Source organism: Mycolicibacterium sphagni, assembly GCF_002250655.1.
Taxonomy (GTDB): Bacteria; Actinomycetota; Actinomycetes; order Mycobacteriales; family Mycobacteriaceae; genus Mycobacterium; species Mycobacterium sphagni.
The window spans coordinates 49,055-66,285 of sequence record NZ_NOZR01000015.1 but is presented as its reverse complement, the minus strand read 5'-3'; the positions used below and the strand labels follow the sequence as shown (position 1 = coordinate 66,285).

Annotated in this window: 21 protein-coding genes; 11 read left to right on the top strand and 10 right to left on the bottom strand. The window is 67.1% G+C overall.

Going from position 1 to position 17,231, the window contains the following annotated elements; translation table 11 throughout:
• Positions 1-6 precede the first annotated feature (6 nt).
• The 4 genes from CG716_RS17765 to CG716_RS17750 all read left to right on the top strand — a co-directional run bounded on the left by CG716_RS17765 (position 7) and on the right by CG716_RS17750 (position 3,629).
• Positions 7-597, top strand: a complete 591-nt coding sequence (locus CG716_RS17765) for a MarR family winged helix-turn-helix transcriptional regulator (RefSeq protein WP_234817893.1) — start codon at positions 7-9, stop codon at positions 595-597.
• A gap of 41 nt (positions 598-638) precedes the next feature.
• Positions 639-1,415 (top strand): S-methyl-5'-thioadenosine phosphorylase, encoded by a 777-nt coding sequence (locus CG716_RS17760; protein ID WP_094481942.1) that lies wholly within the window; start codon positions 639-641, stop codon positions 1,413-1,415.
• On the top strand, positions 1,412-2,443 hold the full coding sequence (locus CG716_RS17755; RefSeq protein WP_094481940.1) for an NAD-dependent epimerase/dehydratase family protein: 1,032 nt from the start codon (positions 1,412-1,414) through the stop codon (positions 2,441-2,443). Before CG716_RS17760 ends, CG716_RS17755 begins: the two co-directional genes overlap by 4 nt.
• Positions 2,444-2,504: 61 nt before the next feature.
• Entirely contained in the window at positions 2,505-3,629 is a 1,125-nt protein-coding gene (locus tag CG716_RS17750; protein WP_094481938.1) for an NAD(P)H-dependent flavin oxidoreductase, read from the top strand.
• Here CG716_RS17750 and CG716_RS17745 read toward each other — a convergent pair whose 3' ends face one another.
• Genes CG716_RS17745 through CG716_RS17735 form a run of 3 tightly spaced genes read right to left on the bottom strand, consistent with a single transcriptional unit; the run spans position 3,630 to position 6,011 of the window.
• Positions 3,630-4,250: a TIGR03085 family metal-binding protein gene (locus CG716_RS17745; protein ID WP_094481936.1), complete on the bottom strand. Its 621-nt coding sequence runs from the start codon at positions 4,248-4,250 to the stop codon at positions 3,630-3,632. It lies immediately after the preceding gene.
• Positions 4,251-4,300: 50 nt separating this feature from the next.
• Positions 4,301-5,299, bottom strand: a complete 999-nt coding sequence (locus CG716_RS17740) for a sensor histidine kinase (RefSeq protein ID WP_094482103.1) — start codon at positions 5,297-5,299, stop codon at positions 4,301-4,303.
• Between the two features lie 10 nt (positions 5,300-5,309).
• The gene (locus CG716_RS17735) at positions 5,310-6,011 is read right to left on the bottom strand and encodes a response regulator transcription factor (protein WP_094481934.1); all 702 of its coding nucleotides are present in this window, start codon (positions 6,009-6,011) and stop codon (positions 5,310-5,312) included.
• A gap of 93 nt (positions 6,012-6,104) precedes the next feature.
• Between CG716_RS17735 and CG716_RS17730 the strand changes: the two genes are divergently transcribed.
• The 4 genes from CG716_RS17730 to CG716_RS17715 are packed head-to-tail and all read left to right on the top strand — an operon-like array spanning position 6,105 to position 9,193.
• A complete protein-coding gene (locus tag CG716_RS17730; RefSeq protein ID WP_094481932.1) occupies positions 6,105-6,761 on the top strand; it encodes a glycosyltransferase family 2 protein in 657 nt (218 codons plus the stop codon).
• Between the two features lie 2 nt (positions 6,762-6,763).
• Positions 6,764-7,435, top strand: coding sequence for a TIGR04282 family arsenosugar biosynthesis glycosyltransferase (locus CG716_RS17725; RefSeq protein WP_234817899.1), 672 nt, complete (start codon positions 6,764-6,766; stop codon positions 7,433-7,435).
• Between the two features lies 1 nt (position 7,436).
• Positions 7,437-8,066, top strand: coding sequence for a methyltransferase domain-containing protein (locus tag CG716_RS17720; RefSeq protein WP_094481930.1), 630 nt, complete (start codon positions 7,437-7,439; stop codon positions 8,064-8,066).
• Between the two features lie 23 nt (positions 8,067-8,089).
• Positions 8,090-9,193 (top strand): molybdopterin-dependent oxidoreductase, encoded by a 1,104-nt coding sequence (locus tag CG716_RS17715; RefSeq protein WP_165774192.1) that lies wholly within the window; start codon positions 8,090-8,092, stop codon positions 9,191-9,193.
• A 389-nt stretch (positions 9,194-9,582) separates the two neighbouring features.
• On the opposite strand, the gene CG716_RS17705 is transcribed toward CG716_RS17715, so the two are convergent.
• The 5 genes from CG716_RS17705 to CG716_RS17685 are packed head-to-tail and all read right to left on the bottom strand — an operon-like array spanning position 9,583 to position 13,767.
• Positions 9,583-10,938 (bottom strand): hypothetical protein, encoded by a 1,356-nt coding sequence (locus tag CG716_RS17705; RefSeq protein WP_094481928.1) that lies wholly within the window; start codon positions 10,936-10,938, stop codon positions 9,583-9,585.
• Between the two features lie 22 nt (positions 10,939-10,960).
• The gene (locus tag CG716_RS17700; protein WP_094481926.1) at positions 10,961-11,362 is read right to left on the bottom strand and encodes a TIGR03668 family PPOX class F420-dependent oxidoreductase; all 402 of its coding nucleotides are present in this window, start codon (positions 11,360-11,362) and stop codon (positions 10,961-10,963) included.
• Complete coding sequence (locus tag CG716_RS17695; protein ID WP_094481924.1) at positions 11,359-12,228, bottom strand: alpha/beta fold hydrolase; 870 nt, start codon at positions 12,226-12,228, stop codon at positions 11,359-11,361. The genes CG716_RS17700 and CG716_RS17695 overlap by 4 nt, the downstream gene beginning before the upstream one ends.
• A gap of 40 nt (positions 12,229-12,268) precedes the next feature.
• On the bottom strand, positions 12,269-13,414 hold the full coding sequence (gene menE / locus CG716_RS17690; RefSeq protein ID WP_094481922.1) for an o-succinylbenzoate--CoA ligase: 1,146 nt from the start codon (positions 13,412-13,414) through the stop codon (positions 12,269-12,271).
• Between the two features lie 50 nt (positions 13,415-13,464).
• Positions 13,465-13,767, bottom strand: coding sequence for a DUF3349 domain-containing protein (locus CG716_RS17685; RefSeq protein WP_094481920.1), 303 nt, complete (start codon positions 13,765-13,767; stop codon positions 13,465-13,467).
• A gap of 229 nt (positions 13,768-13,996) precedes the next feature.
• On the opposite strand from CG716_RS17685, the gene CG716_RS17680 reads away from it, so the two are divergent.
• From CG716_RS17680 to CG716_RS17670, 3 genes are read left to right on the top strand one after another with little or no spacing between them, the layout of a single operon-like run.
• Entirely contained in the window at positions 13,997-15,241 is a 1,245-nt protein-coding gene (locus CG716_RS17680) for an inorganic phosphate transporter (protein ID WP_094481918.1), read from the top strand.
• A 40-nt stretch (positions 15,242-15,281) separates the two neighbouring features.
• Positions 15,282-15,560 (top strand): hypothetical protein, encoded by a 279-nt coding sequence (locus tag CG716_RS17675; protein ID WP_094481916.1) that lies wholly within the window; start codon positions 15,282-15,284, stop codon positions 15,558-15,560.
• Positions 15,561-15,574: 14 nt separating this feature from the next.
• Positions 15,575-15,883, top strand: coding sequence for a DUF3349 domain-containing protein (locus CG716_RS17670; protein WP_094481914.1), 309 nt, complete (start codon positions 15,575-15,577; stop codon positions 15,881-15,883).
• A gap of 4 nt (positions 15,884-15,887) precedes the next feature.
• On the opposite strand, the gene CG716_RS17665 is transcribed toward CG716_RS17670, so the two are convergent.
• Together CG716_RS17665 and CG716_RS17660 are read right to left on the bottom strand one after the other, a co-directional pair.
• The gene (locus CG716_RS17665; protein WP_094481912.1) at positions 15,888-16,274 is read right to left on the bottom strand and encodes a VOC family protein; all 387 of its coding nucleotides are present in this window, start codon (positions 16,272-16,274) and stop codon (positions 15,888-15,890) included.
• A 15-nt stretch (positions 16,275-16,289) separates the two neighbouring features.
• Positions 16,290-17,138, bottom strand: coding sequence for an SDR family oxidoreductase (locus tag CG716_RS17660; RefSeq protein ID WP_420093202.1), 849 nt, complete (start codon positions 17,136-17,138; stop codon positions 16,290-16,292).
• Between the last annotated feature and the right edge of the window lie 93 nt (positions 17,139-17,231).

The following is a 17,231-nucleotide window of genomic DNA, read 5'->3' as shown; positions in this document are numbered from 1 at the left end:
CTATCGATGCATCACGACGATGCCGATAGTGGGTCCTCTGCTCACCGGGCAGAGGACCCGTTGCCGCGACCTGGCTGGGGGCAAGCCGAGGGCGATCGATACCGGCCCGACTACCAGCGGTATCTGGATCTGGGCTTCGACGAGTTCGAGGCCACGGCGTGGCTGCAGTTCGAGTCGGTGGCGATGGCGCTGCAGTCGGTGGTCAACCGAGGTCTGGTCCAGCAGCACCAGTTGAGCCTGGCCGACGTCCAGTTGTTGGCGTATTTGAAAAGCCGCGGTCCCAGTCAGATGGGCACGCTCGCCGAGATGTTGATGGTCACTCCCAGCGCCATCACTCAGCAGACCCAACGGCTCGAGCGGCGCCGACTGGTTCGCCGGGACGCCAGCAGTGACGACGGGCGACGGGTGCTGGCGACGATCACCAAGGGGGGCGCCCGTCTGGCGACGGCATCGCTGGAGACGTACGCCCGCCTGGTGCGCGCCCACTTTCTGGACGAACTGAGCCGTCCCCAGATGATCGCCCTCGGCGACGGGTGCCGGCGAATCAGTGCGCGGTTGAAGGCGATCGACTCGACCCTCGATCGGCCGGATACCTAACGCGATACGGACTGCCGACGGCGATACATCACAATGATCAAATGCTCGGAGTCATCGGCGGCAGCGGTTTCTATACGTTCTTCGGATCCGACGCGCGCAGCGTGAACCTGGATACCCCGTACGGCGAGCCGAGTGCGCCCATCACCGTCGGTCGCGTCGGACACCACGAAGTGGCCTTCCTGCCGCGGCACGGTCTGAGCCACGAATTCTCGCCGCATACAGTGCCGTACCAGGCCAATATGTGGGCACTGCGAGCTCTCGGGGTGCGACGGGTGTTCGGGCCGTGCGCGGTGGGCAGCCTTACTCCCGAGCTGGGTCCCGGTGCGGTCGTCGTGCCGGATCAGCTGGTGGACCGCACCCGCGGCCGGCGGGACACCTACTTCGATTCCGGCGGTATCCATGTGGGGTTCGCCGACCCGTACTGCCCGACGCTGCGGGCGGCCGCCGCCGGACTGCCCGGTGTGATTGACGGCGGGACGATGGTGGTGGTGCAGGGTCCTCGGTTTTCCACCCGGGCGGAGAGCCAATGGTTCGCGCGCGAAGGGTTCAGCCTGATCAACATGACCGGCTATCCCGAGGCGGTACTCGCTCGCGAGCTGGAGATGTGTTATGCGGCAATCGCTTTGGTGACGGACCTGGATGCCGGCGTGGACGTCGGAGCCGGTGTGCGGGCGGTCGACGTCTTCGCCGAGTTCGAGAAGAACATGGTGCCGTTCAAGCAGCTGGTGCTGGAGGCGATCGACCAGGTGGCCTCCGAGCGCGTCTGCACGCACTGCCTTGCCCACGAGGGCGTCGAGCTACCGTTTGATCTGCCGTGAGGGTGTTGCTCGCCGGCGCGGCCGGGTTCATCGGCAGCCGGGTGTGGGCCGCCCTCGTTGCCGACGGGCACGACGTGGTGGCGACCGACGTCATGCTCGGTGCCGCCCACGGGCCCGACGCCGAGTTGCCTGATGACTGCCACCGGGCTGACGTGCGAGACCCGGATGCGTTGGTGCGCTTGCTTTCCGGGGTCGACATCGTCTGCCATCAGGCGGCGGTGGTGGGCGCGGGGGTCAATGCGGCCGACGCGCCGTCCTATTCCTCGCACAACGACCACGGCACGGCGGTGCTGCTGGCGCAGATGTACGCGGTCGGGGTGAAACGACTGGTGCTCGCGTCGTCGATGGTGGTGTACGGCCAGGGCGGATACCACTGTCCGGTGCACGGCGTGGTCGATCCGCTGCCGCGTGCCCGCGCCGATCTCGACGCCGGGGTGTTCGAGCACCGCTGTCCACTCGGCGGCGAGGAGCTGTCCTGGCAACTGGTCGGTGAGGATGCGCCGCTGCGCCCGCGCAGCCTGTATGCCGCCAGCAAGACCGCCCAGGAGCATTACGCGCTGGCCTGGGCGGAGTCGACCGGCGGGGCCGTCGTCGCGCTGAGGTATCACAACGTCTATGGCCCGGGGATGCCGCGGGACACGCCGTACTCGGGTGTGGCGGCCATCTTCCGGTCGTCGCTCGAAAAGGGCCAGCCGCCAAAGGTTTACGAAGACGGCGGCCAGATGCGCGATTTCGTTCACGTGGACGACGTCGCGGCCGCCAACGTGGCGGCAGTGCGCTCCGAAGCGGGCGGGTTCCTGGCGGCCAACGTCTGTTCGGGCCGCCCGATTTCGATCCTGACGGTGGCTACCAGGCTCTGCGAAGCCCGCAGCGGCCCGGCGCCAGTGGTCACCGGCCAGTACCGCAGCGGCGACGTCCGCCATATTGTCGCCGACCCGACTCTGGCGGCCGAGTCGCTGGGCTTTCGTGCCGTGATCGACCCGGACCATGGACTGCGGGAGTTCGCGTTCGCGCCCCTGCGGGCCTGACTCGGGACACGTTCCCAACCCGGTGGTTGGTCGAGAGAACGGCCCGGCGCATACTGGGCCGGTGAAGACCGAGATCTGCGACCAATTCGGCATCGAATTCCCCTTGTTCGCCTTCAGTCACTGCCGCGATGTCGTCGCGGCGGTGACCAATGCCGGCGGCTTCGGAGTGCTGGGAGGCACCGCATTCCGCCCGGATCAGCTCGACCAGGAGCTCACCTGGATCGACGAGCAGGTGAAGGGTAAGCCGTACGGCGTCGACATCATCGTGCCCGCCAAGTTCGAGGGCAAGGGCGAGAACCTGTCGTTCGGTCAGCTTGCTGACCGCATCCCCGACGACTTCCGTGGCTTCATCGACGAGCTGCTGATCGCGCACGACATCGACATCAGTGATCGGCCGCGGATGGCAGCGTCATCGTTGAGCGGGGACACCGGCGAGAGCCTGCTCGACGTCGCGCTCAGCCACCCGATCAAGTTGATGGCCAACGCACTTGGTGTCCCGCCGGACTACATGATCGAGGCCGGCAAGCAGACCGGCATCCCGGTCGCCGCGCTCGTCGGGGCCAAAGAGCACGCCATCAAGCAGGTCAACGCGGGCGTCGATCTGATCGTCGCGCAGGGCACTGAAGCCGGCGGCCACTGCGGCGAGGTGACCACGCTGGTACTCATTCCCGAGGTGATCGAAGCCATCAAGCCGATCCGTGAAGTGCCCGTGCTGGCGGCCGGCGGAATCGTGACGGGCCGGCAGATGGCGGCGTCGGTGGCGCTGGGTGCCGCGGGCGCCTGGACGGGCTCGGTCTGGTTGACCACCGAGGAGGCCGAGACCGCCCCGTACACGGTGCAGAAATTCTTGGCCGCGACATCGCGGGACACGGTCCGGTCGGCGGGACGCACCGGGAAGCCTTCGCGGCAACTGGTTTCGGATTGGACCGATGCCTGGGCGCCGCATGAGGGCGGGCGGCAGCCGTTGCCGCTCCCGTTGCAGAACATGATCGCCGAGCCGGTGCTCCGCCGGATCGACAAGCTGGCCGAGGGCGGCCATCCGGGAGCTCAGGCGCTGGCGACCTACTTCGTCGGCCAGGGGGTCGGGCTGATGAACAAGGTCAAACCGGCTCGCGAGGTCGTGCTGGAATTCATCGAGGACTATCTGGCCGCCGCCGAGCGGCTGAGCCGGTCACTCGACGACTGATCACAGGCCCTTCGGGGCGACCTGCACCGCCTCTACGGCGGCCGCGTCGCCGCTGTAGTCGACGCGCGACAGTCGTCCGGTCGAGAACAGCAGCAACTCCTCGGCGGGACCGGTGACGGTCACGGCCGGGCCGCGGCCGGCGACCAGCACCGTCTCCCCGTCCGGGGTGCGCAACTGCACCCGGGCCGGCATCTTCGACAGGGTGAGCCGGGCCATCATCCCGAGGGTCCGGCGCAGCCTGCCGGCCAGGTCGTCATCGAGAGCGCGCGGTTCCCAGTTCGGCTGGGCGCGGCGAATGTCCTCGTGGTGGATGAACATCTCAGCGACGTTGGCCACCGAATCGATGAGCTTGAGGGGCGAATAGAGCGGCGGGCCGGCCGCCACTTTGCCCACGAGGTCATCCCATTCGGTGTGCTCGGCCACGTCGTCCTGCACCTTGGCGGTGTGGGCGGCGAAGCGGGGGATGAGGATGCCCGGTGCGGCGTCGACCCGGTACTCACGAACCATCAAGTGTGCGGCCAGGTCTCGGGCATCCCAGCCTGCACATAAGGTCGGCGCGTCCGGCCCGACGTCACGCAGGGCGGCGACGAGGGCGGCACGTTCGCGTTGAGCTACGGACATCTCGATCTCCCGGTGTCGGTGACTGTCGGCCTACTCACGCTACCGGCCGCCTAATCCGCCAGTGGCAGCCGGACCTCGAAACGCGCCCCATGTTCGGTGTTGTGCGCCGACAGTGTGCCGCGATGGGCCTGTACTAATCCGGCCGCGATCGCCAGACCCAGGCCAGAACCGCTCGGTAGCGACGAATCTTCGCGCGGGACACGGCTGTTCGATCCGCGATAGGCCACGTCGAAGACTCGCGGAAGATCCGACTCGTCGATGCCAACCCCGGTGTCGTCCACTCGCGCCCACGCTCCGTCGGCGTCCGTCCCCAGCGCCAGCGTCACGGTCCCGCCCGATGGTGTGTGTGCGATCGCGTTGGCCACCAGATTGGACAGCACCCGAACAAGCGCACGATCGCTGCCGGTGACCCGCACCGGGTCGGCGGGAACCGACGCCGTCAAGCCCACCCCGGCGCGTTCCGCAGCGATCTTGTGCGCCGTGATCACGTCGTCGACCACCTCGTCGAGCGCTACCTTCTCATAGGGCGTCTGGACCGCCCCGGCATTGATCTTTGACATCTCGAACAGGTCGTCGACCATCTCCGAGAGTCGAACCGATTCGTGCTCAATATGTTTGGCCTGTACCCGGACCTCGTCGTCGCGGACCACTCCGTCGGCGATGGCCTCGGCCAATGCCTGGATACCGGCCAGCGGGGTGCGCAGGTCGTGACTGACGAACGCAACCAACTGCCGCCGGGACTGCTCAGCCACCCGCTCGGACTCGCGGATTTCCTTCTCCCACACCGTCCGCCGGGCCTGATAGCGGGCCAACATCACCGCTGCGGGCAGGGCCACGATCGCCACGATGAGCAACACGATCGCGATCGAGGTGAACGTGCTTGTGATCATGAACCCGCTGGCCCCGAGCACTCCGGTCAACGTCGCCAACACCGGAATAAGCACCAGCACCGCCATCGTGACCGTCATCGACCACGATCTGGCCAGCCGAATCAGCAACGCGCCGAGTACGACAACGGGAAGTGAGCAGGCCAGCGCCAGTACCACCATCCGCGCGAGGTCAAGCGGTGGCACGATCACCCCCTCCGGATGCGTCGGACCACAGATACCCGCGGCCCCAGACTGTTTGCAGGCGATGGTGATCACCCAGCTTGGACCGCAAACGCTTGACGTGCACCGTAACTGTCGACAGATCGCCGAATTCCCAATTCCACACCATCTGCAGCAGTTCCTCGCGGGAGAACACCGTGTCGGTGTGGGTGAGAAAGAACAACAGCAGATCGAACTCGCGGTTGGTCAATCCCACCGGCCTGTCGTCGATGTGGACGGCGCGAGTCGCAGACGACAACGTGAGACCGCCGAGCGTCAGTTCCAGAGGGGCGGCCGTCGGCGTTGGTGCCCGCCGCAACACCGACCGCACGCGCAGTGCGAGCTCACGAGGGCTGAATGGTTTGGTCAGGTAGTCGTCGGCGCCCGCCTCCAGACCAGCGATACGGTCGTCCTCTTCGCCTAGTGCGGTCAACAGGATCACCGGGACGGCGTAGTTGCCGCCCTGGCGCAGTGTCCGGCACAACGACAGGCCGTCCGGGCCGGGCATCATCACGTCCAGGATGGCGAGGTCGATGCGCTGGGTGCCCAGCACCCGCAGCGCTTCCCTGCCATCGCCGGCGACCGTCACCTCGAGGCCGTCGCGTTCCAGGTACCGCCGGACCACATCACGTACGACCGTGTCGTCGTCGGCAATGAGAACCCGGGGCGTCATAACCCACCACGTTAGCCACCAATGGCGTCCACCTGCGTCGATGTCACAGATTCGTCATCCGCCGTCGGCGGATGTGCGCACTAGGTTGGTCCTATGCCCGAGTGTCCGGTCACGGTGGTGCTGCCTTGCCTCAACGAGGCGGATTCGCTGCCCACCGTGCTCGCCGCCATCCCGGCCGGTTATCGCGCTCTGGTCGTCGACAACAACAGCAACGACGGCACCGCCGAGGTGGCCCGGCGGCACGGCGCCGATGTTGTCGGCGAGCGTCGGCCGGGCTACGGATCGGCCGTGCACGCCGGGGTGCTGGCCGCCGCGACGCCCATCGTTGCGGTGCTCGACGGCGACGGTTCGCTGGATCCAGCCGATCTGCCGCGATTGGTCGCCGAACTGGAGCGCGGCGCCGACATGGTGACCGGTCGCCGCCGACCGGTGCGGGGGCTGAAATGGCCGTGGCATGCGCGGCTGGGTACAGCGGCCGTGTGCTGGCGGTTGCGTACTCGGCACGGGCTTGCGGTGCACGACATCGCGCCGATGCGGGTGGTCAATCGTGATGCGTTGCTGACGCTCGGAGTGACCGACCGCCGTTCGGGGTATCCGCTCGAATTACTGGTCCGGGCCGCAGCCGCAGGATGGCGTGTGGTGGAGGTCGACGTCGACTACGGCCCGCGCGTCGGCGGGAAGTCGAAGGTCAGCGGGTCGGTGAGGGGCAGTTTCACCGCCGCCGTCGACTTTTGGAAGGCCATTTCGTGACAGTGAGCCCGGGATCGATTCCGGTCGCTGTGCTTGTGGTGGCCAAGGCACCGGTGCCCGGGCTGGCGAAGACCCGATTGGCGGTCGCGTTGGGAGAGCAGGCGGCCGCCGACATCGCCGCTGCCGCATTGCTGGACACGCTCGACGCTGTGGCCGCAACCGACGTCACGTACCGCGTGGTCGCCATGACCGGCGACCTTGAACTGGCCTGCCGGTCGGGCGAGATCCGCGAGCGCCTTGCCGGCTTCACGGTGATCGAGCAGCGCGGCGACGGCTTCGCCGACCGGCTGGCCAACGCGCACGCCGACGCGGCCGCAACGAGCGGCGCCCGGCCGGTGGTGCAGATCGGGATGGACACCCCGCAGGTGACTGCCGATCTACTGGCCGACTGCGCACAACAATTGCTGACAAGCCCCGCCGTGCTGGGAATGGCGCGCGACGGCGGGTGGTGGGTGCTAGGCGTCGCCGAAGCCGGAACCGCCGAATGTGTGCGCGACGTTCCGATGTCGCAGTCCGATACCGGTGCCGCAACCCTTGCCGCGCTGAAGCGAACGGGCGTCTCGGTGCGCCTCCTGGAAACACTGCACGACGTCGACACCGTCGACGACATCCCGTCCGTCCGCGCAGCCTGCCGCTCGTCGAGCCGGTTCGTTCAAGTTACCCAAGGGGTATGAGATGTTTGGACAGCTCTACGACCGGGCGCTGACAGGTGAGCGATGTTGGCTGCGCTACGACGACGGCAGGGCGCACCTCCTTCCGGTACGCAGCTGGCTGGGCGGCAACGGCGCGGACACTGTCTTCGATGCGGCCGTGGTGGCGATGTGCGATGGGCCGACCATCGACTTGGGTTGTGGCCCAGGGCGTTTGGTGGCTGATTTGATCCAGCGCGGCATCCCGGCCCTCGGCGTCGACCAATCGGCGACGGCCGTCCGCCTGGCCCGGCTCAGCGGCGCTCCGGCGCTGATGCGCGATGTGTTCCAGCCGCTGCCCGGCACCGGCCGCTGGCAGACGGTGCTGCTTGCCGACGGCAACGTCGGCCTGGCCGGAGATCCGCGCCGTGTCCTGCAGCGGGCCGGCGAGCTGTTGCGGGCAGGCGGTCGCTGCATCGCCGAATTCGATCCGGCCACGGTAGGGGTGCGGACCCGGTGGGTGCGGCTGGAGTCCTCGCACAGCGTCGGGCCGTGGTTCAAGTGGGCCTCGGTGGGTGTCGACTGCGCGGCCGCACTGGCCGAAGAAGTTGGCCTGGCGTTGGCCGGGTTTCACCCGATCGGACCACGCGTCGTGGCTACACTCACGCTCACGTGACGCGGCAGACAGGGACCTCCACCATGGCTTCTTTGCGTGGTACGGCAGTGACGGCCCGGGTCGGGGTCGCCCTGGGTGTCGCTGTGGCCGTTTGCTTCGCCACCGGATTGCTCAGTCACTTCATCCAGCATCCGCAGCCGTGGTTCTTCTGGCCGACGCGCCCGGTCTGGCTGTATCAGCTGACCCAGGGCTTGCACGTGATCTCCGGCATCGCCGCGATTCCGCTGCTGCTGGTCAAGTTGTGGTCGGTGTACCCGAAGCTGTTCGAACGGCCGATCATCGGGGGACTGACCCGGCAACTCGAACGGGGATCGATCCTGGTTCTGGTGGGCGCCATGATCTTTCAGCTGTCCACCGGCTTGATGAACATCGCACAGTGGTACGCGTTCAGGTTCTTCTTCACCACCAGCCACTATGCGATGGCGTACGTCGCGGCTGGCGCGGTGCTCGTGCACGTCGGGGTGAAACTACCGGTGATCCGCCGCGCGCTGGGGGAGCCACTCGAGGATGTTCCGGCCGGCACTGTTCGCGCCGGCCCGAGCCGGCGTACGGTGCTGGGCGCCACCGGGCTGGCCGTCGGTGCGGCGACCATTATGACTGCGGGGCAGACGATTCCATGGTTGCGTAAGGTCTCGCTGCTGGCACCGCGGTCCGGCCGGGGACCGCAGGGGGTGCCGGTTAACCGTTCGGCGTTCGCCGCGGGAGTGTTGGCCAGCGCCCGCGCGCCCGATTATCGCCTCACCATCGTCGACGGATCGAAGACGACAGCGTTCACCGTCGACGAGCTCGCGGCGATGCCGCAGAGCACCCACCGGCTGCCGATCGCCTGCGTCGAGGGCTGGAGCGCCACCGCCGACTGGACGGGCGTGGTGCTGGCCGATCTGCTCAGAGCTGTTGGTAGCAAACCCGATTCCGATGTGCGGATGATTTCGTTGGAACCGCCGGGCCCGTACTCGCGTACGGTCTTGCCTGCGCGGCATACGCGTGACTCGCAGACGTTGATCGCGCTGAAGCTGAACGGCCAAATCCTGGATATCGACCATGGCTATCCGTGCCGACTTATCGCTCCGACGAGACCCGGTGTGCTACAGACTAAGTGGTTGTCCAGAATCGAGGTGGTGACGTGACGTCGGCAAGGGTGTTTCTGGTGGCGCTCGGGCTGGCGCTCGCTGTCTACGGCGTGGTGCTGGTGGCCGACAACTCCACCGACGTCATTGTTCGTATCGTGGTTTGGGCGCTGATCGGTGTGTTGCTGCACGATGCTGTGTTCGCGCCGCTGTGCGTGGCCCTCGGATTCGCCGGGCGACGGCTTCTCCCGCACAAGTGGTGGACGCCGGTGCTGGTGGCAGCGCTCATGACGGTGATCCTGGTACTGCTGGCGATCCCGGTCTACAGCAAGCCCGGATTGCACCTGGACAACCTCACCGTCCTGGACCGCAATTACGAAGCCGGATTCTGGATCGCGCTCGGCGTCGTCTGGGGCGCCGCGTTGCTGTACCTCGTCGGCGACCGGGTGCTACCAGTTGGTCAGAATGAAGTGGTTGAGAGCCAGGGCGCCGATGACGTTGGCACTCAACCACCATCGCCGGGCCCGGACGGGCAGCAAGGCGCCGGCGGCGGTCAGCCACACCTCGAACGGTAGCCAGATCCGTTCGGTTTCTGCCTTGGACAACATCGACAGATCGGCGAACAGGATCGCCGCCAGCGTCGCCAGGATCAGCAGGTGCAGGCCGGAGCGCCGTTTGATCGCCGAAATGTCGAATACCCGGCCGATTCCGGCCACGCTTCCCAATCCGATCGCGCACACCACGGATGCGAGGTTGGCCCAACTCCAATATTGGAATGGCCGGTTCAGCGCGATGCCCTGCCAGTAGCGCTGCTGGACAAGGGTGTATCCGTCGAACCACCAGAATCCGGCGACGACGAACACGCCCACCACCGCCAGCGCGCCGAACACGGCAGGGATCAGCGCGCGCACCGCATCCCGCCAGGACGCCGCGCAGATCAGCACCGCCAGCGCGGGAAGCGCCATCAGGGCCAGCCCGTAGTTGAGGAATATTGCCCAGCCCAGGATGAGGCCGGAGGTCACAGCGGCGAGAATCGGCCAGCGTCCCGTCCGGCGAACCGCCAACGCCAACAGCGCAATACCCCATGCCGCTACACCGGCGAAGTACCCGTCGGCCGACACCGCGATCCAGATCGCGGTCGGCGCGACAGCGACGAATGGTGCCACCAGCCTTGCGGTCTGTTCATCGTTGAGGGCACGCACCGCCACCAAAACTGCGGCCGCCGCCGACGACCCGAACAGCACGCACCACAGACCGGCCCATGCGCCGCCGCCCAGCCCGATACGGTCCAGCCAGACGAACGTCAGCAATGCGCCCGGCGGGTGACCTGAGACGTGGGTGATCCACGAGTTCGGCTGGAAATCCAGGATCCGGCTGGAGAACGTATGGACGGCTTCGGGGATATCGGTGATGGTCGGGACTTGGTTCAGGTACTCGTGGCGGGCGGTGAGCCGGCCCGCGAACCCGCGTTGCCAGCCGTCGATCATCGCCAGCGCGAACGCCCACGAGAAGGAGGTCGCCCACACTGTCAGCGTCAACGTGCGCCAGGCCAGCCGCTGCGCGACCGACGAACCCCACGCGACGGTTACCGCGCCGATCAGGATGGCCGGGACTGTGCCCCAGCCGATATGGGCATTCCACCAGCCGAAGATCGGCGCGGTGTCCGCGAAGCTCTTGATCGCGGCCGGTGAGCTGTTGATGAGTGGCGTGACGATGCCCAGGTGCAGGTGCGGAACGACGAACGCCGCGACCACCAGCAGCACGCCGACGGTGACCGCGATCGCCTCCTTGCGACCGATGCTCACAAGATCCCAGGGTACGGACGATTCAGCCGGACCAGGACGACCACTGATCGACGTCCACCACGATCACCGGACCTGCCAGCGGAACATATTCATACTGAGGATATTTCGTGCGTAGTAGTTCGAAGCCGCGGTCGCATGCCGTGCCGTTGTGGTGGATTGCGGCGATGCCGTCGGCCCGCACCCACCACAGCTGCGTCCAGTCGTCCTCGTAGTGGTCGACCAGGATGCTCACCCGCGGGTTGGCCTCGATATTGGCCAGCCGCCGTAGCCGCTGGCTGGCTTTCGGCTTGCCGTCCACCGCGGTGTAGATCGTGGTCTCGGCCAATGCGAACACGATCGGCACCAGATGCGGGGGACCGTCGGGGGTGACGGTCGCCAGCCGGGCGACCTTGGCGGCCGCGAAGCGTTCCGCGAGCTCAGTCACGCCTGGGTGGCGGGCTGTTCGATTTCAGCGGCCTTGGTGCCGCCGATGAAGTCGTTGATCAGGTCGACCACGTCGGTGGGCCGTTCCACCTGCGGGAAGTGCCCCACTCCGGGCAGCACCTCGAGCCGGACGTCGGGCCGTGCCTCGTGGGCGGCATACGCGTGCTCGACGGGAATGATGGCGTCCTGATCGCCCCAGATGACCATGACCGGCACATCGGCGACGTTCAACCGATTCAACGCGCTGACGGCCTGGCCGCGATAGTCGACCACCGAGCGCAGTGTGCGCAGGAACGCCTGCCGTGACTGGGCATCGGCGAAGGAGCTGTAGGCGTTCCAGATCTCCGCGCCGCGCGGCGACGAAACGCCCAGCTTGCCGAACCACGAACGCACCCGCTCGCCGGCGGCCACCACCGGAGGCGGCGCGATGATCGGCATGATCAACTCGGCTCCTGGAGCGGAGAGCAGTCGCAGTGTCCATCCGACGTCCGGCCCCAGTCCGCCGCTGCTCATCAGGACCAGCCGCTGGCAGTAGTCGGGATGCTGGTAGACGAACTGCATGGCGATGCCGCCGCCCAGCGACTGCCCGACGACGGTGGCATGCGTGACCCCGAGTTCGTCGAGCAGGTCGCGCAGGAACACCGCGAACGCGCCCAGCGAGTAGTCGCTGCGCGGTTTGTCCGAGTGGCCGTGGCCGGGCAGGTCAGGGGCGATCACCCGGAACTTGCTCGACAGCGGGCGCAACACCGAGCGCCAGGTCTGCGAACTGCCGGCCATGCCGTGCAGCAGCAGGATCACGTCGCCGTGGCCTTCGTCCAGGTACGCGACCCGGTTGCCGTGGAGGTCGAGATACTTCAGCTCTTCCATGATCTTGCTGTCCCCTCTATCTGGCGATACAAACCATTGTTCACCAGCCGTAGCCGCCGGGTAGGTCGCCGCCGTTGGCGAACCGCTCGCGCAGCGCACGGCGGTCCAGCTTGCCGATCCCGCGTCGTGGCAGCTCATCGACTATGTGCAGCTCCCGTGGGGCGGCCGTCGAGTTCAGCGAGTGTGACAAGTACTCCCGGATGTCCTCGAGTGTCGGTTCGGCCACGCCGCCGGCGACAACGACCGCAGCGACCACCCGCTCGCCGAGCCGGTCGTCCTCCAGGCCGAACACCGCGCAGTCGGCCACCGCCGGATGCCGCGACAGCATCGTTTCGACGGGCGCGGGCATCACAGTCAGCCCACCGGTACTGATCGCTTCGTCGACGCGGCCCAGCACGGTCAACGTGCCTGCCTCGTCGAGCAGGCCGAGGTCGTCGGTGCGAAACCAGCCCGGTTCGTCGAACGGGTTCGGATCCGGCGGGTTGCGATACCCCATCGCCACGGTCGGCCCGCCGATGGCGATGCGACCCTCGCCGGGATCGGCACCCTCGTCGAGCCGGATCGTCACGCCGTCCAGCGGCACACCGTCATACACGCATCCACCGGCCGTTTCGCTCGAGCCGTAGGTCCGCACCACCGGGATGCCGGCGGCAGCGGCGCCCTCCAGGACGGGGCGCGGTGCCGGGCCGCCACCGAGCAGCACCGCGTCGAGTTCGGCCAGGGCCGCGGTGGCCTCCGGGTCAAGCAGCGCCTTGGCCAGCTGGGTGGCGACCAGCGCCGTATAGCGCCGGCCGGAGCCGAGTTGTGCGATGGCCGTTGGCAATTCGGCGACGTCGAAGCCCGCCGAGATGTCCATCTCGACCGGTACCGTGCCGGCCTGCAGGCTGCGCACCAGCACTTGAATTCCGGCGATGTGGTGGCTCGGCAACGCCAGCAACCAGGTGCCGTTGCCGCCGAGGCGGTCATGGGTGGCCGCCGCGCTGGCGATCAGCGCGGCCGGAGTCAGCATCGCGCCCTTGGGGGTGCCGGTGGTCCCCGATGTCGGCACCACCAGTGCGACGTCGTCGCCGATCTCCTCGCCGACCCGCAAAGACGTTGTCAGCAGATCACTTTCGCGCAGATCGCCGGCCGGGATCGGCACCAGGGGTGCGTCGCGTCCGTCGAGGACGCCAACCAGGGCGGCCATCAGTGAGTGCGCCGACGGACCGGGCGGGATGGCAAGTGCTCGCAGAGTGGTTATTCGGCATCCTCACTGTCACGCGGATCGTCGAGCGGCCATCCGTAGGCGGCGAGCTTGTTATGGACCCGGTCGATATCGTCTGGGGTCGGCAGCGCATCGGTGATCTCGGTGATCGAAACCCCCACATCGATGTGGTCGAAGTCGCCGCGTTCCAGCAGCGCCTTGGCGACCGCGATGACTTCGTCGTCGCTCAGCCGTCTGCGTAGCAGCGCGAAAAGCGGGACCTGGTCGGGATCGGGCACCCCCTCGGGGTAACCGGCCTTGATCCAGGCCACGATCTTGGATAGGAAATTGGTCACCGCGGCATCTCCCTGGCGGGGGCGTCTGGCGCCCAGTGGACGTCAAGAATCCTAGACGGCGCATTCGCGCCGCGCCCCTTTCTGGTACCCGGGATCCAGCGGTTCAGACAAACCATGGACGGCTCGAAGGTTAACAGCCGATGAACACCTGCAAGACGTTCGCAAATGTGCAGTTCGGGGACTTTTGACCGCTGGTCAAAGCGTCCCCTTACGCCGCAGAATCACACCCATGAGCGCGGAGATGATCATCCTGGTGTTGCTAATTGCCACGGCGTTGGCATTCGACTTCACCAACGGATTCCACGACACCGGCAATGCCATGGCGACATCGATCGCCACGGGTGCCCTCAAGCCCAAGACTGCGGTGCTGCTGGCCGGCATCTTGAACCTGGTCGGCGCCTTCCTCTCCGTCGAGGTGGCTGTCACCGTCACGACGTCGGTGCTCAAGGTGCAGGACGGTAAGACGGGACATCTGCTCCCCAACGTCAACGCATCGATGGGCCTGACGATCATCTTCGCCGGCCTGGTCGGCGGCATCCTCTGGAACCTGCTGACGTGGCTGTTCGGCATTCCGTCCAGCTCGTCGCACGCTTTGTTCGGCGGTCTGATCGGTTCGGGCATCGCCGCACTCGGCATGGCCGGGGTGAACTGGCCGGGCGTCGTCAGCAAGGTCCTGATCCCCGCTTTGGCTTCACCGTTCATCGCGGGCATCGTCGCCGCGGCCGGCACCTGGCTGGTCTACCGACTGACCCGCAAGGTGGAGAAGAAGCGCCGCGAAGAGGGCTTCCGCTGGGGCCAGATCGTCACTGCGTCGCTCGTCGCACTGGCACACGGCACCGGTGACGCGCAGAAGACCATGGGCGTCATCGCCCTTGCCCTGATCACCACCGGCCACCTGACCGGCGATGTGAAGAAGGACGGCCTGCCGTTCTGGATCATCTTCAGCTGCGCGCTGGCGATCGGCCTCGGTACCTACATCGGCGGCTGGCGCGTCATCCGCACGCTGGGCAAGGGTCTTGTCGAGATCGAATCGCCCCAGGGCATGGCTGCCGAGGCCGCATCGGCCGCGGTAATCCTGAGCTCCAGCGCCGCGGGTATGGCGCTGTCCACCACGCAGGTCGCGACCGGATCGATCCTCGGCAGCGGCGTCGGCAAACCCGGCGCCGAGGTGCGCTGGGCGGTCGCGGGCCGGATGGCGGTCGCGTGGCTGGTCACGCTGCCCGCCGCCGCACTGGTCGGCGCGATCTCGTACTGGATCTCCTACGCGCTCAAGTCCGCCACCAACTCTCAGCTGGTCGGCGACGGCGTCATCTTCCTGATCCTGGTGGCGCTGTCCGGTTACATGTACTGGCGCGCGCAGCAGCAGAAGGTCGACAGCAGCAACGTCAACGCCGATTGGGACGAGTCGACGAACTCGGTGGTCCCGGCCGACGAGCGCAAGTCCAAGGATGCCAAGCCGACGGCTTCGGTCTGATCCCCCGATCCTCATCCACTGATAGCAGAAGGACCTTCTGATGACGTACGTCGAAGCCATTCTCAAAGTGCTCGTGGTCGGGCTGATCCTCGGCGCAGGCCTGCCTGCGGTGTTCGGGGTCGGACTCGTCGCCTTCTCGCGAGGTGCGGGCGGCGCGGAAGCCGACGGCACGATCGACGCGCCCAACCCGGCACTTAAAGCCCTGGGTCTGTTGATCTTCGCGGCGGTCGCCCTGGTGATCGTGATCGCGATCCTCTACATCACCAAAAACACGATCATCCACCACTTCGGCTTCAATCCCGTTCCCTTCCTCCCCTAAGCGAGTTGGTCTGCATGACAGGCAATGCGAAATTCGTGGACAACGTGCTGGGCTGGCTGCACGCCGGCTATCCGGAGGGGGTGCCGCCGAAGGACTACTTCGCTCTGCTGGCGCTGCTGAAGCGCTCGCTGGACGAGCAAGAGGTCATCAAGGCGGTGCAGTCCATCCTGCGGACGGGCGACGGTGACACCCCGGTCACCGAAGAAGAGATCCACGCAGCGATTCACCAGGTGATCGAAAAAGAGCCGAATCCAGAAGAGATTCATCAAGTTGCGGCTCGGCTGGCTCTGGTCGGCTGGCCGTTGGACGCGGGCGTGCGCTAGCCGGTCAGTCGCGGGAGTCCCGGCGCAGTGGGTGGTCCCCGGGGACCTGGACGAAGATCAGCGTGGTCCCGTCGGGGTCGCTGACCTGCATCTCGTGCAGGCCCCACGGTTCGCGACGGGCCTCGCGCGCGATGTCGACACCGCGGTTCTGTAAGTCCGTTTGGGTGGCGTAGAGGTCGCGAACTTGCAGCCACAATGATGCGGGGAACGGGCCACCGGCATGGGCGCCCGCGCCGTGGCCGGCCAGCTCGATCAGCGACTGGCCGGCGTAGAACACCGTGCCGCCGCTGTATTCGCGGGCGATGGCCAGGCCGAGCGCATCGCGGTAGAAGCACACCGAGCGTTCGTAATCCGCTGGCCGGAGCAGCATCCGGCTCGCGAGGATCTCCATGGCGTTGTGTCTACCTCAGTTGGGCTGCAACCGCTGACGCTTCATCACGCGGCTGATCGCCCCGGGGGCGACGACGTCCAGCGCGCGGGCGGCGATGGACATGCGTGGCGCGATCCGCACCGGGCGGTGCCGGGCCGCCTCGATCATCCATTGCCCGGCCTCTTCGGGGGTCAGCGCCGCCAGCCCGTCGTAGGCCTTCGTCGGTGCGATCATCGGCGTGGCCACCAGCGGGTAGTACAGCGTCGTCGAATGCACGCCGTAGCTGGACCATTCGGTTTCGATGACCCTGCTGACCGCGCTGAGTGCGCACTTCGAGGCGTTGTAGACCCCGAACAGCGGGGAAGCTTCGCTGAACACGCCCCAGGTCGCGACGTTGATGATGTGGCCGTCGCCGCGTTCGATCATCGCCGGCGCCAGCCCGCGGATGAGCCGCAGCGGCGAGAAGTAATTCAGCGTCATGGTGCGCTCGACGTCATGCCAGCGGTCCAGCGATTCGGCCAGCGGCCGCCGGATCGAGCGGCCGGCGTTGTTCACCAGGATGTCGACGTCACCGACTTCGTCAGCCAGGCCGTCGACGGCGTCGAGATCGGACAGGTCGCAGGCGATCGCGGACGCCTCGCCTCCCGCTGCGGTGATGCGGTCGACGACTTCGGCGAGCAGTTCTTCGCGCCGCGCGACTACGACGACTTCACACCCCTGGGCGGCGAACAATTCAGCGCCGGCGGCGCCGATCCCCGAGGAGGCCCCGGTGATCAGTACCCGCTTACCGCGCAGGTCGATGTTGATGCCGGTCGGCAAGCTGAGCGGCGGCCGCATGCCGGTCAGGGCGATGGCATCGGTCAGTCTGCGGCGCAGGGGATTCACGGTTGCCGAGTCTATGTCGGCGACTTGGGCGCGGTTTCGAAGCCGTCCGCCCGCCATGCCCGCATGAAGACCGCCAGCGGGACGGCCAAGCCG

Excerpts from the sequence above, each read along its gene's own strand:
- CG716_RS17695 (WP_094481924.1), bottom strand. The coding sequence starts at position 12,228 with ATGGAAGAGCTGAAGTATCTCGACCTCCACGGCAACCGGGTCGCGTAC.
- CG716_RS17730 (WP_094481932.1), top strand. The coding sequence starts at position 6,105 with ATGCCCGAGTGTCCGGTCACGGTGGTGCTGCCTTGCCTCAACGAGGCG.
- CG716_RS17670 (WP_094481914.1), top strand. The coding sequence starts at position 15,575 with ATGACAGGCAATGCGAAATTCGTGGACAACGTGCTGGGCTGGCTGCAC.
- CG716_RS17760 (WP_094481942.1), top strand. The coding sequence starts at position 639 with ATGCTCGGAGTCATCGGCGGCAGCGGTTTCTATACGTTCTTCGGATCC.
- CG716_RS17740 (WP_094482103.1), bottom strand. The coding sequence starts at position 5,299 with ATGGTGGTACTGGCGCTGGCCTGCTCACTTCCCGTTGTCGTACTCGGC.
- CG716_RS17735 (WP_094481934.1), bottom strand. The coding sequence starts at position 6,011 with ATGACGCCCCGGGTTCTCATTGCCGACGACGACACGGTCGTACGTGAT.
- CG716_RS17765 (WP_234817893.1), top strand. The coding sequence starts at position 7 with ATGCATCACGACGATGCCGATAGTGGGTCCTCTGCTCACCGGGCAGAG.
- CG716_RS17680 (WP_094481918.1), top strand. The coding sequence starts at position 13,997 with ATGAGCGCGGAGATGATCATCCTGGTGTTGCTAATTGCCACGGCGTTG.
- CG716_RS17715 (WP_165774192.1), top strand. The coding sequence starts at position 8,090 with ATGGCTTCTTTGCGTGGTACGGCAGTGACGGCCCGGGTCGGGGTCGCC.
- CG716_RS17665 (WP_094481912.1), bottom strand. The coding sequence starts at position 16,274 with ATGGAGATCCTCGCGAGCCGGATGCTGCTCCGGCCAGCGGATTACGAA.
- CG716_RS17675 (WP_094481916.1), top strand. The coding sequence starts at position 15,282 with ATGACGTACGTCGAAGCCATTCTCAAAGTGCTCGTGGTCGGGCTGATC.
- CG716_RS17720 (WP_094481930.1), top strand. The coding sequence starts at position 7,437 with ATGTTTGGACAGCTCTACGACCGGGCGCTGACAGGTGAGCGATGTTGG.
- CG716_RS17745 (WP_094481936.1), bottom strand. The coding sequence starts at position 4,250 with ATGTCCGTAGCTCAACGCGAACGTGCCGCCCTCGTCGCCGCCCTGCGT.
- menE (WP_094481922.1), bottom strand. The coding sequence starts at position 13,414 with ATGGCCGCCCTGGTTGGCGTCCTCGACGGACGCGACGCACCCCTGGTG.